This window comes from Pradoshia sp. D12, assembly GCF_008935075.1.
GTDB lineage: Bacteria > Bacillota > Bacilli > Bacillales > Pradoshiaceae > Pradoshia.
Window position 1 is genome coordinate 3,843,131 of the sequence record NZ_CP044545.1, and the last position, 16,422, is coordinate 3,859,552.

Below are 16,422 nucleotides of genomic sequence, written 5' to 3' on the forward strand. Positions count from 1 at the left end.
GCAAGGACAAGCGAGGAATAAAACAAGGAAATATGACCGGTTGCCTGTAGAAAAAATGGGCTGGGGCCATAAGTAACATTGTTTTTATGAAGCTTTAAATATAGATTTCATACAGCCTATAACATTTACTTTTAATACTATACATATATAAAAGCAAAAAAATGACGAAAAAGAGGTTTGAACTATAAACATTAGGGAATATATGCCGATAATAGATATAGATAGGTATCCGCTTGGGGTAGGAGGAATTAGATGCTTACAATCATCTTGACTGGAATTATTGTTACCATTTTCTTTGGCATCCTGTTAAAATATTTTTTCACGAAACGTAAACAACATAATATTTTCTATAAGGAAATTTTTTCAACTGTTTATTCACCTATTATCATTAAGGCCCAGCATATAAAAAAAACATATGGTTTCTTTGAAAATCAACCCTATGTAATAAGGGAACATCGTATAAAGCAATCAAATAAAGTGACAGATTCCATTTGCCTAGCCGATGAAATAATGAAACAGTTAGAGGGAAATGAACAGTATATGTCAAAGAAGATGCTGGAACTATATTTTGGTATACATAGTAAAAATAAAGAATATCACGAATTGGAAACCTCAAATTTGAACGCAAGCCACAAGGATTTTTTACTGGCTAAACTTGAATATGAAATCAATACCCAAAAGTTAATTTTGATGAACGCCTTTTTTAAAGAGATGGAGCAAACTGCTGAGAACGCGGATCTTCTTTACCCAGAGCTAAAGGATATGTTACAATTCTATTCCCATTTTACAAACCATATTTTGCTGAATGAATTAATCTTGGCTCTTCCAACATCCACATCTAAAAAAGGTGTTTCCATACATAACTAAAATGTGAGGCTGCTGATGAATCTTGCAGCCTCACAATAATGGTTAGTATTATCATTCGTAAGTTATTAGTTTATCGAATATATCCAGAGTTGTCCCTGGATAAACACCTCTTCTTGGTATCTCCAACATATTATCACCTGGAGAAGCCATGCCATCTTTTATAGTGAAGGCCATATCAGTATCCAGTTCTTTCAGGATTTCTAAAGTGGATTTGTTATATTCCCCATATGGGTAAGCAAATGCACTAGAATCGCCGATGGTTTCATAGCCAGACTGAATGTCAGCCTTTACATCTTCATATTCCTTTGAAATCAAATATGATACCCCATTGTCATCGAGTTTATGGAATTCATCGGCGTGCCCGTGATAACTAAAAACATCTAAGCTTTTATTAATATCTTTAACGCTTAAAAATTGCGCGTCAGCAGGATCATAATCACGAGGATTTCGGTCTATTCCTCCTGTGATCAGGAAGATTGATGCGTTGAAATTATGTTTCTTTAAGACAGGATACGCATTAATATAATTATCCTTAAAGCCATCATCAAAAGTAATCAGGACACTTTTAGTTGGTATCGCAATGTCTTCTTTCATATAGGCCTGGAATTCGGGCAATGTCAGCGTTTTGAATCCCTTATCTTTCAAATATTGCATTTGCGCTTCGAAATCATATAAAGTGACGATTGTACCATGAAGATTTCCATCTTCATCATAGTGATTTTTAACAAGATCCTTATTATCGATGACTCTGTGGTACATCAAGACAGTAATTTTTTCTGCCTTATCGTTTTCTTTAACTTTAAAATCCCTTACATTAACGGTGTTTTCAATATCTAATGGTCTATCCACCCTTAAACTGAATTTAGCATGGGCAATTGTATCGAAATTATTTGTAAAATAGCCGGCTAATAATGTGAAGTGCCCTATAAAAACAATTAGGAATATAAGATTTACATTTTTCTTCAAAACTGAAACAATCCTCCTCAGCCCGCACTCTTTTTATGTTCATTCAGATCAATTACTTTTCCGTTATCCTGTATATCTTCATCATAGGTTTGATGTTGGCCGCCTACCCGCTTCACCTTATTCCAACTGTTCTTGTTTATAAAATAACCGACAGTACCAAAAGTATTGAATAAAACGCCTAAAAAACGGTATGTGACAATTTCGAATGGAACAAAGAATACAATCCGTATTTTGTCAATCCTTGAGAATGCATATCCAAATCGATTGGTAATAATCATGGCCACTAAACTTTGGAAAACCCCGAGGCTGAAAGAAAAAGCAAATAACATAAGCGCTAATATAGCCCCCTCACCCATAATTAGCATTACGAAAGGAATAATTAAGGTCGGGAATGCTGTTAATGTTCCAAGCATTAATGCATCCACAATCAAAAACAGTGAGATGCCTGGACCGAATTTTGTAAGCAGCGAAGGTCCGTATGTAATGATGCAGTCGATAAATGCTTTTTGCCAACGAATCCGTTGTTTGAATAAGTCTCTGAATGTCTCGGGACCTTCTGTGAAACATACAGCTTCAGGTATGAAAAGGATTTTTTTATAAGGATAATTTGTCTTAATCAGACGTTGTATCCTCATCGTAATGTCCATGTCTTCTCCAACAGTAATGCGATATCCTCCCACTTCAAATAATGCGTCTCGCTTAAAGACACCAAACGCTCCTGAAATAATGGCTAAAGCTTTGAATTTTGTCTGTGTAATTTTATAAAGATAAAAATTAACTAAGTATTGCAAGAATTGAAATCGTAGTAGGTGGGATATATTAAATTTCGGCTTTGGATTTGTATAATCGCCATAGAAAGCTTGTCCAATATGAACCATTCCGCCTGCTGCAATAACACTATTATCCTTAAATGCAGAATTAATGATCTGCAATGATTTTACATCCAGTCCGCTGTCAGCATCCAAGGTAATGATTGTTTCATATCCAGCAAACTCAATTCCAGCATTTAAAGAATCAGCTTTACCGCCATTTTCTTTATCAATGATAAAGATGGACGGATATAATGTAGACTGGTAAATTCCTTTGATAGGTTTATGAGAAATCTGTGCGGCTTTCTCCTTTTCAACCCTCTTTAAGTCCAGCATGGAAATAAGCAATTCCATAGTATGATCCGTCGAACCATCATTAATGATAAATGCCTCATATTTTTTGTAATCGACATGCAGGATTGCCTGAATACAATTCTTGATAACCGTTTCCTCATTGTAAGCAGGTATAAGGATGGATATACCATCTTCCGGTTCACGCACTATTCTACTCCGTTCCCTATTTACACTAAAAAGAGGGACAATGATATAGAGAATTTGGAATGCAAAAAAGATAACATACAAAATAAGTGTAAAAATTAGTCCAATTGTTAAATCCATTTAAATCCTCCTTATCAATAGATATGTATGATAAAAGCTCATCTAAAACTATTATCTTAAAAATAAAAGTACCTATTGAAAGTAAAAAGCCTTGTCTTCTAAAGGCTTGTTACACATAGGTACTCATTTTAGATGAGATGCCATAACCCTTATAGCTAATTTGAGCTATTCCTGTTTCTATAACTGTGTAAGATTATCTTTTTAGTGAATTTCATCTAAATAGGACATTGTTTCTTACTCGAGGGGAAAAAGCAGGTGTGTAGTTCGAATTACATAATTATAAAAATATAGTAATTTTCTGACAAGCTTAGGTTCCATGATAATGATTCTTGTTACCTAAAGTCAATGTGCGAAAAGACATAATATACTACCATTCGACATCACTTTTTTTTAAAAATAGGTCAAATCTGCTAAAAAGACAGGATAAAAGAATCAATTATAGTGTAGGTATTTTTTCAATCCATAGTAATATAGCTCTATATGCTTAGTTCTAAAGTATTGTTTTTATATTAATTTAAAATATTTTTTAATTTAAAAATTAAATATGTGGTTTTCACTGCTAAACTGACTAATAAAATGATATCGGCTCTACTTAAAGGGACGTCCATATTACACGATCAATAAAGTGTTTAACTGCATGTTTTTACAAAATTCAAAGCAAGCACCAAGCCTTACAGTGGAGGAGCTTAATGATAATCTGCTTAAAGAAAACGGGTTGCTAGTACTAACGTTAAGCTTTGGTATATTGCGACAATACGTAGTAAAAAAGATACTTAAACATAGAACAGAAAAAGATCCATATGCAATCCATTTTTGAGTAGATACATTCATTTTGTAGTTATTTCATTTAATGACTTTCATATTGCCGAACGACAAAATTGATTGAACGTATGTCAATTCGGTATTTAAACAATCCCTTGTACGCAAAATTAAGCTGGGGTGATTATGTAGATTTATTTTCATGAAATTTCCGAGGAAATGTTAAATAGATTACCACTCTTAGTAGAGATCAACTTTGAAGAAGAAGTTAATACTTTATAACCTTAGATTGATAAAATTTCTGTAAACCCCTCGGTGTTCAAGAATGAATCTAATGATTGTATCATCAACCTAACAAGTAAGAATAAAACCCCTTAATAAATATTAACTAAAGGGCTTTTCCTTGCGGATGAATAGATTTTGATTCATTCTACGGCCGCACTGTATTGCTATTTTTGCGCACGTACAATTCGGTAACTCATCGCGTCACGATATTGAAGCAAAAACCTTTCATGCTGTTCCAGTAGATCAAATAAAGCATCCGGCACATCCTCTGATGGCTGAAATTCTGTCAGAGGCTCATGATCATCATAAAAGGAGGGCAATGTTCTAATTTGTACGTCCGCAAACCCTGCCTTATTCATTGCGTCTTTCCATCTATCCTCGTTCCACATCTGTTGAAATCCATAAAACTGTCCAATCTGTTTTTGTTCTATTTCTGAAAGAGTTCCTTGCATGGTCAGTTCTATGGCATACAAAACACCACCAGGCTTTAACACTCTTAGCATTTCTCTAAGAACAGGCTCTATTTCAACAAAGGATAGAACGGATTCAGCCAGAACATAATGAGTGGATTGATTCTTCATTGGAATAGCTTCCAACGAGGATTCTACTGTCTGTATAGGTAATTGCAATTGCAAAAACCTGTTCTTCGCTTTCTGAATCATGATCGGATGGGCATCGAGCGCTATAATGTTCGCTTGATACGTATTATACAAATAAGCACTGGTTTGTCCCGTACCACAGCCCGCATCAAGAATGACGGTGTCTTGAGTAATAGGCTCATCCTTCAGCATGATTTCTGTTGCCCTTAGTCCTCCCGGATGAGCTCCTCCAATTCCAAGCTTAGATAATAAATCCATATACGTAAATGTGGTCATCATCCACCTCTGTCAGTGTTTTACACATTGTATGCCTCTTCTTTTTTTTGGTTCTTGGCTTAGCGTCGGATTTTTATTGGAATTTTGGGTAAACAAACAGTCAAGTTGTCCATCTATCAATACAATACAAAGAAGACATTATTCGAAAGGGGCATCAGGTAAATGAACTATTACAATCTATGCAATAAACATATTGGTCGAAATGTGCGCATAACTGACCGTCATAATCGTGTTCATGCCGGGACAATCACAAGAGTCACTAGAAGCCATGTATGGATTAAGCCACATGGCGGTCAGAATGGCTATGGCTATTGGGGCTGGGGCGGAGGAGGCTGGGGCTATCCAGTTGGACTTGGCCTTATTACCGGCTTTGCTCTCGGAGCTTTATTTTTCTAAAAAGAAGGCCTCGTATATTCATTACGAGGCCATTTTTGTTATCTTGCTAACTGGATAAACACTACTTTTAAGTAATTACCCTCTGGGTATTCATTGATTATTCTAAAATCATCAGGCAATGAAAATTCTTCAACAATTTTATATTTCTGATGCATTTCCTTACATGCACTATCGATAAAAGATTTGAATTTATCCATTCCAAACAGACTGCAATTTGTTGAAGCAACAATCAGACCACCTTTTTCCGTGATTGCGATTGATTCCTTCAGCAGATTTGTATAATCCTTTGCTGCGCTGAAGGTGAATTTCTTCGACTTGGCAAAGCTTGGCGGGTCGAGAATAACCATATCAAACTTTAACTCTTTTCTGCGTGCATATTTAAAATACTTAAATACATCCTCTACGATGATATCCTGTGCTTCATAATCAATGCTATTTACACTGAACTGTTCGATCGTTTTAGCCCGGCTTCTATTGGCAAGATCCACACTGGTCGTCTTTTTCGCTCCACCTAATGACGCAAACACAGAAAAGGCTCCCGTATAAGAAAACATATTTACAACGGTCTTTCCTTTAGCATAGTGGTCCCGGATTGTTTTACGTACATCACGCTGATCTAAGAAAACACCTACCATAGCACCATCATTTAGATTGACTGCAAAGTTTACGCCATTTTCCTTTACGATGATTGGAAACTCACCTTCTTGCCCTACAACAAAATCATCATCTTCAATGTATTTTCCTTTTGTATCGAAACGTTTTTTTTCATAGATTCCTTTAAAATCTGTTAATCTGCGTAAAGACTCTAAAACATATTCTTTAAATGAGTAGATCCCTTGGCTATACCATTGAATGACAAAATATCCATCATAAAAATCAATAATGAGACCGCCAATTCCGTCACCCTCACTATTGAACACACGAAAAGCTGTTGTATCTTCTTGTTGGAAATAGTGCGCTCGCTTATCTAGAGCCTTTTGAATTTTCTCATCAAAGAACGCTTGGTTAATAGATTCATTTTCCTGTCTTGTTAATACCCAGCCATATCCTTTATTCTGCTTTCCAAAATATCCTTTGGCAATAAAGCGACCTGAATCATCAACAAGCTTAAGAATTTGACCTTCCTCCTGCAATTTTTGAGGAGACACAATAGCCTCCTTTAAAATAAGCGGAAATCCATTTCTTAATTTTTTGCTATCTCTTGGTTTTACTTCACAAATTATTTCCTTATAACTTGAACTCATCTATATTTCACATACTCTCTTTTAATCTTTTCTACTTACAGTATATCGAAAACTGCCTTCCTCTCAAAACTAATACTAAGTAAAATGAAGGATTTTCCGCTATCTCCATCAAATACTTTATGTTACATTCACAGGAAGGAGGGAATTACATGAAGGTTAAATTACTTACTCTTCTCATTTTAGTAATGAGTATTATCTATATCTTTTTCATTCCAGCTGAGCCGTTTGGAATCAAATTGCTATTCAAGCTTATTCCAATGTGGTTAATTATCTACTTTGCCTATCTTCAAAAACCTGCTGAAGGACACAAAAATAAAGGACTCATCCTTACCGGCCTGTTTTTTTGTATGCTCGGCGACGGGCTGCTTCACTGGTTTATAGTTGGGCTAAGCTTCTTTCTGATCGGACATATCATTTATATTGCAGGCTTTCTAAAGAAATGGAATTCCTCTAAAATTCGCCTTTTATCCATTATCCCGCTCCTTGCATTTGACCTAATCATCGGCAATAAACTTATAAATGCTCTTCAAGAGGCGGGAAATGATGGGTTGATTATTCCTGTTGTCATTTATATTGGCGCTATTTCTTTTATGGCATGGGCAGCCTTCATGACCGGGAATATGTATGCGATAATCGGCAGCTTGCTCTTCGTTATTTCTGACACTATCTTATCATGGAATATGTTTATATCTGATGTTCCATACTCGCATTTTTTAATCATGTCAACTTATTATGCTGCTCAATACACAATAGCCTCCAGTATTAGCAAGACATCTGATCAGACCACTCCTTTGCATATAAAGCCTTTAAGAGGATAATTTTCAAACCTATCAAAAAAGCAGATTCTCACTCGAATCTGCTTTTTTCTAACCTATATGATTAAAGAACCAACCCTACAATGATACCGGATAATACGCTTACAAGCGTAGCTCCAAAGAGTAATTTTAAGCCAAAACGCGCTACCACATTCCCTTGCTTTTCATGTAGACCCTTCACTGCACCAGATATAATTCCGATTGAGGAGAAGTTTGCAAAGGATACAAGGAACACAGAGATGATTCCCAGTGTACGTTCACTAAACGTATCTGCTATTTCTGTAAGGCTGATCATCGCAACAAACTCATTAGTCACTAGTTTAGTAGCCATGATTCCACCTGCGGATACTGCTTCAGACCAAGGTACACCCATTATGAAGGCAAACGGTGCAAAGATATATCCAAGTATTTGTTGGAAGGATACACCAATAGTCATATCAAACAAGGCATCTATACACGCCATTAATGCCACGAAACCAATTAGCATGGCACCTACGGTAACTGCGACTTTAAAGCCATCCATGATATATTCGCCGATCATCTCGAAAAAGGTTTGTTTTTCGCCCTCTTCTGCTACAACGAGGATATCTTCTTTGTCATCGACTTCATAAGGATTGATCAGTGAAGCAATAATAAATCCACCAAATAGATTGACCACTAAAGCGGTTACGACATATTTAGGATCGATCATTGTCATATATGCTCCGACAATCGACATTGAAACTGTAGACATAGCCGATGCACATAAAGTATATAAACGGTGAGGCGGTAACTGCCCCAATTGTTTTTTCACCGTTATGAATACCTCTGATTGTCCGACCATAGCTGAGGCAACTGCATTGTATGATTCAAGTTTACCCATTCCGTTCACTTTACTTAACAGAAGGCCAATTCCCTTCATAATAAAAGGAAGTATTTTAAAGTGCTGTAATATTCCGATTAACACGGATATAAAAACAATTGGCAATAGAACTGTGAGGAAAAATGGTGCTTCTCCTTCATTTGCCATTCCGCCAAACACAAATGATATCCCTGCTTCTGCAAATTCCAGTAAATATCCAAATACAGTGGCAATCCCCTGGATTAAAACAAAGCCGAATTTAGTATTTAATAATAAAGCTGCTAATGCAATCTGAATAACAACCATTAACCCAATATATTTATACTTGATTTGTTTCCTGTTTGAACTCACTAACAAAGCCAACCCTACCACTGCAAGTAACCCGATGATTGAAATTAAATATTTCATAATTCCTCCACTAAGATGTTTAGATTGTTTTACGTACACCTTAACTAAAAACCCATTCTACTTTACAGAATCCGGCTCCAATATTACCTGTTTAGAGATTGGAGCCGAAAACTGCTCTTGGTTAATGACTTAAATTATCCTGTTCAACTATTGCTCGGCGGGACCCCACCGAGGCATTAGTTTCACTTTATTTCCCCATGTCCGTCGATTTAAAAAATCCTGGCAGTAATTCTGCAATTGAAGTTTCCAACAGATCACCCTTCAAGTTGGATAGATAGACTTTTGTATTGTTATCACTAAACTCAGCTATTACTTGTCGGCAAGCTCCACATGGTGAAACCGGACCTTCCGTATCAGCAACAATAGCAATTGCCTCTACTTTTGGTTCACCTTCTGAAACAGCTTTAAATATGGCTGTGCGTTCAGCGCAATTTGTCAGGCCGTATGATGCATTTTCGATATTACATCCACGGAAAACATGTCCACTTGTAGTTAAGACAGCTGCTCCCACCTTAAATTTAGAATAAGGTGTATATGCCTGTTTACGTGCTTCGATTGCTTCTTGAATTAAACTGTTTTTATCCATTAGGGAACCTCCCACATACTTCTTCAATTAATTAATAGTCTGAGTTTGCTGTTTCGCCTTTTGCAATAGAGACTCCAGAGCTTGCACCAATACGTGTAGCACCAGCTTCTGTCATCGCTTTAGCATCCTCAAGACTTCTAACGCCGCCGGAAGCTTTAACACCGATTTCTGCTCCAACTGTTTTTCTCATTAGAGCGATGTCTTCCACTGTTGCGCCGCCTGTAGAGAATCCAGTTGATGTTTTAACAAAGTCTGTACCAGCAGAAACAGCCAACTGACATGCTTTCTCAATTTCTTCTTTTGTTAATAGGCATGTTTCGATGATAACTTTTACTAATGCTTTACCTTTTGCTGCATCAACTACTGCTTTAATATCAGCCTCAACCTCATCATAACGGCCATCCTTCATAGCACCGATATTGATTACCATATCGACTTCGTCTGCACCATTTTCGATTGCATTAGTAGTTTCAAATGCTTTTACTTCAGGAGTATTCGCTCCAAGAGGGAAACCAATTACTGTACATACTTTTACTTCGGGTGTATCTTTTAGCATTTCTGCACATTTTTTTACCCATGTTGGATTCACACATACAGATGCAAATTTATATTCCTTTGCCTCTTCAACAATTGTCGTTACTTGTTCTTCTCTAGCATCCGCTTTTAATAACGTATGGTCGATTAAAGATGTTAATTTTGTAGTCATGTCTTAATTCCTGCCTTCCAAAAAGCTTATATTAATGAATTTCTGTGTAAATTAATGTTGGAGCCTGTACTTTTTCAGTACTGATGTTGTATGCTCCATAAATTTTTTCTAATACATTAGCAATTTCTTCTGAGTTGGAATGTACAGTTACAAGTGATTCGCCTTCCGCAACTTCATCGCCAACTTTTTTATTCAAAACAATTCCAACAGCCAAGTCAATTACAGATTCTTTCGTAGCACGGCCTGCTCCAAGCATCATAGCTGCAACACCAATTTCCTCTGCCTGAATACCAGAAACATATCCAGAAGTCTTTGCAGGGACTTCAATAAGGTATTTAGCCGTTGGAAGTTTGGATGGATCATCTATCACAGATGCATCTCCGCCCTGTGAGGCAAGGAATGTTTTGAATACTTCAAGCGCTTTTCCATTATGCATAACTTCCTCAAGCATGCCACGTGCCTCTTCAGTTGTTTCAGCTTTACCAGCTAGTATGACCATATGGCTTCCCAACGTTAAGCATAATTCATGTAAATCAGCCGGACCTTTACCTACTAATGTGTCGATCGCTTCTTTGATTTCCAATGCATTACCTACTGCAAATCCAAGTGGTTGGCTCATATCTGAAATGATAGCTTTTGTATTTCTGCCAACTCCATTCCCGATATCAACCATTGCTCTTGCTAATTCTTTTGCATCATCAAGGTTTTTCATGAATGCCCCATCGCCTGTTTTAACATCCAGGACAATAGCATCTGCTCCAGCTGCAATTTTCTTGCTCATGATGGAGCTTGCAATTAGAGGAATAGAATCTACTGTTGCTGTTACATCACGTAATGCGTATAGCTTTTTATCAGCTGGTGTTAAGTCACCGCTTTGTCCAATAACAGCGATTTTATTTTTATTTACAAGATTAATAAAATCCTCATTTGAAATTTCTACATGAAATCCTGGAACAGCTTCCAGCTTATCAATGGTTCCGCCTGTATGACCCAGACCACGTCCGGACATTTTCGCAACCGGTACTCCAAGTGCTGCTACTAAAGGTGCCAACACAAGTGTAGTTGTATCACCAACACCACCAGTGCTATGCTTGTCTACTTTTACACCATTTATTTGTGATAGATCAATTTGATCTCCTGATTCAACCATTAACTCAGTTAGGTTAACTCTTTCTTCCTGAGTCATACCTTGAAAATAAATCGCCATAGCAAATGCTGACATTTGATAATCGGGTATACTTCCATTCGTAAATCCTTCAATAACAAACTGGATTTCATTTTTATTCAACTCATGACCGTTACGTTTCTTTTCAATAACGTCAACCATTCTCATGATTTTACACCTCATTTTTGAATTATCGTAAAATAGCCACCATTACTTGGAATAACCATGTAAGTGAAAATATTGGTAGCACTTACAAAACTAACTATACCATATTAATTGAACAAAAGTAACATTAAAGTATGAACAAATGTAAAACATTTTGTGGGTGTATCCTTATTGACCCTTTTATCCATTTTTTAACACCAAAAACCTCCTATTAGGATAAACAGGAGGTTAGAACCATATTCATATATAGCTGATATATTTATTTATCCAAAATAAACCTTGCCGTATATTGATCGGTGATTAATACATTGGCGAATTGTCCCCTTAGAGCCGCGTGAATGGAATCTACCTTTTGAGTGCCGCCGGCAACCAATATCGAATATTCTTTTTCTTTCAGCTCTTCAAGGTCAATTCCCAAAGTACGTTCGTTCAATGAGTTGTTACATATATTTCCCTTTGAATCGAAAAAGCGTGAACAAATATCACCCACAGCCTTAGAATAAAGCATCTCCAAGTCTTCTTCCGTAAAATAACCAAGCTTAAAGAGCAGAGATTCTGGTTTAACCGGCCCACATGTGAATAATGCAATATTAGCTTCTTTTCCAGTTTCAATAATTCCTTTAATATGTCTGTCTGCCATCATTGCTTGTTTAACAACTACCTGGTCGACAATCGCCGGTAAAGGTAAATGCAATGGAGTAGTACGGAAAGCCTTCCCGAATAAATATAGAATTTCTGATACATAGGTATGCGTCTCGGAGTGGCTGATTCCACCTTTAAGCTGCACAATCTTCACATTATTTACTGCCTTTTTCTTCAACTCCACTGCCACATGATAGAGAGTCGTTCCCCATGTCACTCCTATAATGTCATCATCCTTAACAATTGTATCAAGATATTCTGCAGCCTTTAATCCGATAGAAGTTTTGATAGTGTGATCCTCATATTGTGGTACAGGTGTTACTACTGCCTTTTTTAACTTATATTTTTCTTCAAGTTTAACCTCAAGATTCTCCAAATTTTCTTCCATATCATCTATTTTAATTTGGACAATCCCTTCTCTTTTAGCCGTTTGCAGCATACGTGACACCGTAGGCCTTGAAACACCAAGTTTTTTTGCAATTTCATTCTGTGTATAATCCAGTAAATAATAAAGTTTAGCAGCTTCTATCACTTTACTTTTTTTATCTGCTTCCATTTTGGTCCCCTAGTTTTCCACTAATTTTCACTCTTTTATTTCATTGACCTAAAAAACAATTGTCTTATTCCCCTGAACAATAATCCTGTCCTGTAAGTGCCATTTCACAGCTTTGCTGAGCACATTTCTTTCAATGGATTGTCCTATTTTCTTCAATTGCTGAATATTATCCTGATGATTAACCCGCATAATATCCTGTTCAATGATGGGCCCTTCATCTAAATCATCTGTTACATAATGACTAGTTGCTCCAATTAATTTAACCCCACGTGCAAACGCTCTTTCATACGGTCGTGCTCCCATAAACGCTGGCAAAAAGGAGTGATGAATATTAATGATTTTATTCTCATACATTTCAACAAAGCTTGGCGAAAGAATTTGCATATAGCGCGCTAACACGATTAGATCGATTTGATGTTTATCGAGCAGCTCCTTCTGCCTTAACTCCGCATCTTCCTTTGTTTCCTTCGACACAGGTATATAGTAAAAAGGGATGTGCAGCGATTCTACCAGCTCTTTAGCAGCCAGATGGTTACTGATTACGATCGGAATCTCTGTCATTAAATCCCCTGATTGCCACTCCCATAGCAGCTCTCTTAAACAATGAAGCTCCTTTGAAACAAATATAGCCGTTTTCTTTATGTGATAGTTAAAGATTATATCCCACTTCATCTTAAACTTATTCGCTATTGAAAGAAATTCCTCTTTTAGTTTCTTCTCGTTGTCAGCCAGATCAGGACATTCGAATTCAATCCTCATAAAAAACGTACCGCCATTACTGTCTGTTGAATATTGATTTGATTCCAGGATGTTAGCGCCTTGTTTAAACAAGACATCAGATACTGCTGCCACAATTCCTTTTTTGTCCGGACAGCTAATTAGCAGGCGCCCTTTATCTCGCTGACTCTCTTTATACAGATTTACATGCTTTTCAGCGATTGTTTCCATTCCCTCACCATCCTGATCTGCACAGATATATATTTATCCGCTTACATTTCCTACATTTTATCACAAATATTCCATCCTACCTGTTGAAATATTTTTATCCTAAAAAATTAGTTGTTTCGGTAAAAGAGCAAAATGTAGCACTTCCTCATCAAGCCTTTATAATCGTTGATTTTCCCGCATTATAATTTTATTCACCAACGTTCTTATTCACCATGTGAATGTTGATTCTTATTCATTTTGACTATTTGTTTTCCCATCTTAAGAGACGCATTTTCTCGCAATAAATACGATTTATTAATTATATTTTCATTTCATGTTTCTAAAGGTATGCTTAGCGGGTAAATAGGTAAATATTGTTTTATTAGTTGAAGCTGCTAATAGAGAGATGCGAGGTGGTACAAATGGGGCATAACCATACAATGATGCAATTTTTTGAGTGGCATATTTTACCTGATGGTACTCATTGGAAACGGTTGAAGGAATTAGCGCCAGTATTAAAAAACTGCGGAATAGATTCTGTTTGGATCCCACCCCCAACGAAAGGACAAACACCTGAAGATACAGGTTATGGTATATATGACTTATATGATCTAGGGGAATTTGATCAAAATGGTTCTGTACGCACGAAATATGGTACGAAGGATGAGTTGATAGAAGCAGTTGAGGCATGCAAAGAAAATGATATTTGTGTGTATGCAGACATCGTTATGAACCATAAAGCAGGTGCGGATGAAACAGAAAGATTTAAAGTTGTAGAGGTTGATCAGAACGACCGTACAAAGGAGATTTCGGACCCATTCGATATAGATGGCTGGACGAAGTTCACGTTTCCCGGGCGCGGCAATACATATTCTGATTTCAAGTGGAATATGGAGCATTTCAATGGGACTGATTATGATGAAGGAACCATTCGCACAGGTGTATTTAAATTTCTCGGTGAAAATAAAGGCTGGAATGAACATGTTGATAAAGAGTTTGGAAACTATGACTATTTAATGTTTGCCAATATTGATTATCGCCATCCAGATGTACGAAATGAAATGAAAAATTGGGGCAGATGGCTCGCTGAAACCATTAAATGTGAGGGATATCGCTTAGATGCCATTAAGCATATTGATTATACCTTTATTAAAGAATTTGCCATTGAAATGAGAGAGGCTCACGGTGATGACTTTTATATGGTGGGAGAGTACTGGAATCCCGATTTACAGGCTTGCCAGGAGTATTTAGAAAAAGTTGATCATACACTTGATTTATTTGATGTGCCTCTCCACTATAAATTACATCAAGCTTCTCAAATGGGACGAGATTTTGACCTTACAACCATTTTTCATAATACTCTAGTAGAATCTAATCCATTAAATGCGGTAACCTTTGTAGACAACCATGACTCACAGCCGGAAGAATCTCTGGAATCATGGATCGAAGATTGGTTTAAACCGTCTGCTTATGCACTCATCTTACTTCGCCATGACGGTTACCCGTGTGTTTTTTACGGGGATTATTATGGCGTTGGCGGCGAAAACCCAGTTGGGCGTAAAAACAAACTGATTGATCCACTTCTTTATGCTCGGGTCCATAAAGCCTATGGAGAACAGGTCGATTACTTTGACCATCCAAATACTATTGGGTGGGTAAGATTAGGAACCGAAGAAAAGGAGAACTCTGGCTGCGCTGTTGTTATTTCAAACGGTGACGAAGGCGAAAAAAGAATGTGTGTAGGAGCTGAACGAGCCAGGGAAATATGGACTGATTGTACAGGCAACCGACCAGATAAGATTGAGATTGACGAGGAAGGCTGGGCAACATTCCCTGTAAATGGCGGCAGTGTTTCTGTGTGGACCAAGCCTGACTCAGAAGATTAAAAAGCTTAAGCTAGAGTAGCATCCAGAATTTATATAAACAGGGGGCTTATGAGTAATGAAACACTGTTTACTGCAGTGTTCCATCACTCATAGCCCCTCATATTTTTCATCATTTCACTAAATCATACGATATGATTGCCGGTTTACCGGTTCTGGGATCCTCTACAATAGAAGCATCAATCTGGAACACTTCTTTTAATACTTCCGCACTCATAACTTCATTAGAACTCCCCTGTAAAATCAACTGCCCCTTTTTAATGGCAACCAATTCATCTGCAAACCGGCTAGCATGATTCAAATCATGGATTACCATCACAATGGTTCGGCCATCCTCTTGATTCAGTTTTTTTAAAAGCTCAAGAACCTCCAACTGATGTGCCATATCCAAATACGTGGTTGGCTCATCCAGTAACAATAACCCCGTCTCCTGGGCAATTGCCATTGCAATCCACGCACGCTGACGTTGCCCGCCGGATAAGGAGTCCACTGCATGATCTTTAAAATCACTTAATCCGGTAACACGAATCGACCAATCGACCATTTCTCTGTCATGTTCATTTAAGCGTGAGAAACCACCCTGATATGGGGTTCTTCCATAAGAGACCAAGTCGGTTACAGAAAGACCGGCAGGAGCTTCCGGTGACTGGGGCAGGATAGCCATTTTTCTGGCAATCTCCTTTGTAGGTGTATTCTTAATATCTTTTCCATCTAAAATAACTGATCCATACATAGCTGGATGTAATCTTGCCATTGTCTTCAAAATAGTCGATTTTCCACAGCCATTTGGACCAATAATGGCTGTAATCGCTCCTTTTTTTATATCTAAATTCAGTGAAGGAACAATTACATTTCCGTCGTAGCCTATTTTTAAATTCCGAGCTGACAATTCCAAAAGGTTTACCCCTC

Annotated in this window: 15 protein-coding genes; 4 read left to right on the forward strand and 11 right to left on the reverse strand. The window is 37.2% G+C overall.

What is annotated here, in order from left to right; all coding sequences use genetic code 11:
* The first annotated feature begins 252 nt into the window (after positions 1–252).
* Complete coding sequence (locus F7984_RS18450; protein WP_066109515.1) at positions 253–867, forward strand: hypothetical protein; 615 nt, start codon at positions 253–255, stop codon at positions 865–867.
* Between the two features lie 51 nt (positions 868–918).
* On the opposite strand, the gene F7984_RS18455 is transcribed toward F7984_RS18450, so the two are convergent.
* The 3 genes from F7984_RS18455 to F7984_RS18465 all read right to left on the reverse strand — a co-directional run bounded on the left by F7984_RS18455 (position 919) and on the right by F7984_RS18465 (position 5,182).
* Positions 919–1,833: a polysaccharide deacetylase family protein gene (locus tag F7984_RS18455; protein ID WP_066109516.1), complete on the reverse strand. Its 915-nt coding sequence runs from the start codon at positions 1,831–1,833 to the stop codon at positions 919–921.
* Between the two features lie 17 nt (positions 1,834–1,850).
* Positions 1,851–3,260: a glycosyltransferase family 2 protein gene (locus F7984_RS18460; protein ID WP_066109521.1), complete on the reverse strand. Its 1,410-nt coding sequence runs from the start codon at positions 3,258–3,260 to the stop codon at positions 1,851–1,853.
* Positions 3,261–4,468: 1,208 nt separating this feature from the next.
* Positions 4,469–5,182 (reverse strand): class I SAM-dependent methyltransferase, encoded by a 714-nt coding sequence (locus F7984_RS18465; RefSeq protein ID WP_077248194.1) that lies wholly within the window; start codon positions 5,180–5,182, stop codon positions 4,469–4,471.
* Positions 5,183–5,341: 159 nt separating this feature from the next.
* Between F7984_RS18465 and F7984_RS18470 the strand changes: the two genes are divergently transcribed.
* Entirely contained in the window at positions 5,342–5,575 is a 234-nt protein-coding gene (locus tag F7984_RS18470; protein WP_066109526.1) for a hypothetical protein, read from the forward strand.
* 38 nt (positions 5,576–5,613) lie between these two features.
* Here F7984_RS18470 and F7984_RS18475 read toward each other — a convergent pair whose 3' ends face one another.
* Positions 5,614–6,819 (reverse strand): class I SAM-dependent rRNA methyltransferase, encoded by a 1,206-nt coding sequence (locus tag F7984_RS18475; protein WP_066109527.1) that lies wholly within the window; start codon positions 6,817–6,819, stop codon positions 5,614–5,616.
* Between the two features lie 149 nt (positions 6,820–6,968).
* On the opposite strand from F7984_RS18475, the gene F7984_RS18480 reads away from it, so the two are divergent.
* The gene (locus tag F7984_RS18480; protein WP_066109529.1) at positions 6,969–7,637 is read left to right on the forward strand and encodes a lysoplasmalogenase; all 669 of its coding nucleotides are present in this window, start codon (positions 6,969–6,971) and stop codon (positions 7,635–7,637) included.
* 61 nt (positions 7,638–7,698) lie between these two features.
* On the opposite strand, the gene F7984_RS18485 is transcribed toward F7984_RS18480, so the two are convergent.
* The 6 genes from F7984_RS18485 to purU all read right to left on the reverse strand — a co-directional run bounded on the left by F7984_RS18485 (position 7,699) and on the right by purU (position 13,651).
* Complete coding sequence (locus tag F7984_RS18485) at positions 7,699–8,883, reverse strand: NupC/NupG family nucleoside CNT transporter (protein WP_066109532.1); 1,185 nt, start codon at positions 8,881–8,883, stop codon at positions 7,699–7,701.
* Positions 8,884–9,070: 187 nt separating this feature from the next.
* Complete coding sequence (locus tag F7984_RS18490; RefSeq protein WP_066109535.1) at positions 9,071–9,469, reverse strand: cytidine deaminase; 399 nt, start codon at positions 9,467–9,469, stop codon at positions 9,071–9,073.
* A 31-nt stretch (positions 9,470–9,500) separates the two neighbouring features.
* Positions 9,501–10,175: a deoxyribose-phosphate aldolase gene (gene deoC, locus F7984_RS18495; RefSeq protein ID WP_066109538.1), complete on the reverse strand. Its 675-nt coding sequence runs from the start codon at positions 10,173–10,175 to the stop codon at positions 9,501–9,503.
* A gap of 31 nt (positions 10,176–10,206) precedes the next feature.
* A complete protein-coding gene (locus tag F7984_RS18500; protein ID WP_066109539.1) occupies positions 10,207–11,508 on the reverse strand; it encodes a pyrimidine-nucleoside phosphorylase in 1,302 nt (433 codons plus the stop codon).
* A gap of 256 nt (positions 11,509–11,764) precedes the next feature.
* Positions 11,765–12,703, reverse strand: a complete 939-nt coding sequence (locus F7984_RS18505; RefSeq protein WP_066109542.1) for a DNA-binding transcriptional repressor DeoR — start codon at positions 12,701–12,703, stop codon at positions 11,765–11,767.
* Positions 12,704–12,751: 48 nt separating this feature from the next.
* Positions 12,752–13,651: a formyltetrahydrofolate deformylase gene (gene purU, locus F7984_RS18510; RefSeq protein WP_066109543.1), complete on the reverse strand. Its 900-nt coding sequence runs from the start codon at positions 13,649–13,651 to the stop codon at positions 12,752–12,754.
* 401 nt (positions 13,652–14,052) lie between these two features.
* On the opposite strand from purU, the gene F7984_RS18515 reads away from it, so the two are divergent.
* Positions 14,053–15,516, forward strand: a complete 1,464-nt coding sequence (locus F7984_RS18515) for an alpha-amylase (protein ID WP_140461912.1) — start codon at positions 14,053–14,055, stop codon at positions 15,514–15,516.
* Between the two features lie 109 nt (positions 15,517–15,625).
* On the opposite strand, the gene F7984_RS18520 is transcribed toward F7984_RS18515, so the two are convergent.
* Positions 15,626–16,408, reverse strand: a complete 783-nt coding sequence (locus F7984_RS18520) for an ABC transporter ATP-binding protein (protein ID WP_066109549.1) — start codon at positions 16,406–16,408, stop codon at positions 15,626–15,628.
* Between the last annotated feature and the right edge of the window lie 14 nt (positions 16,409–16,422).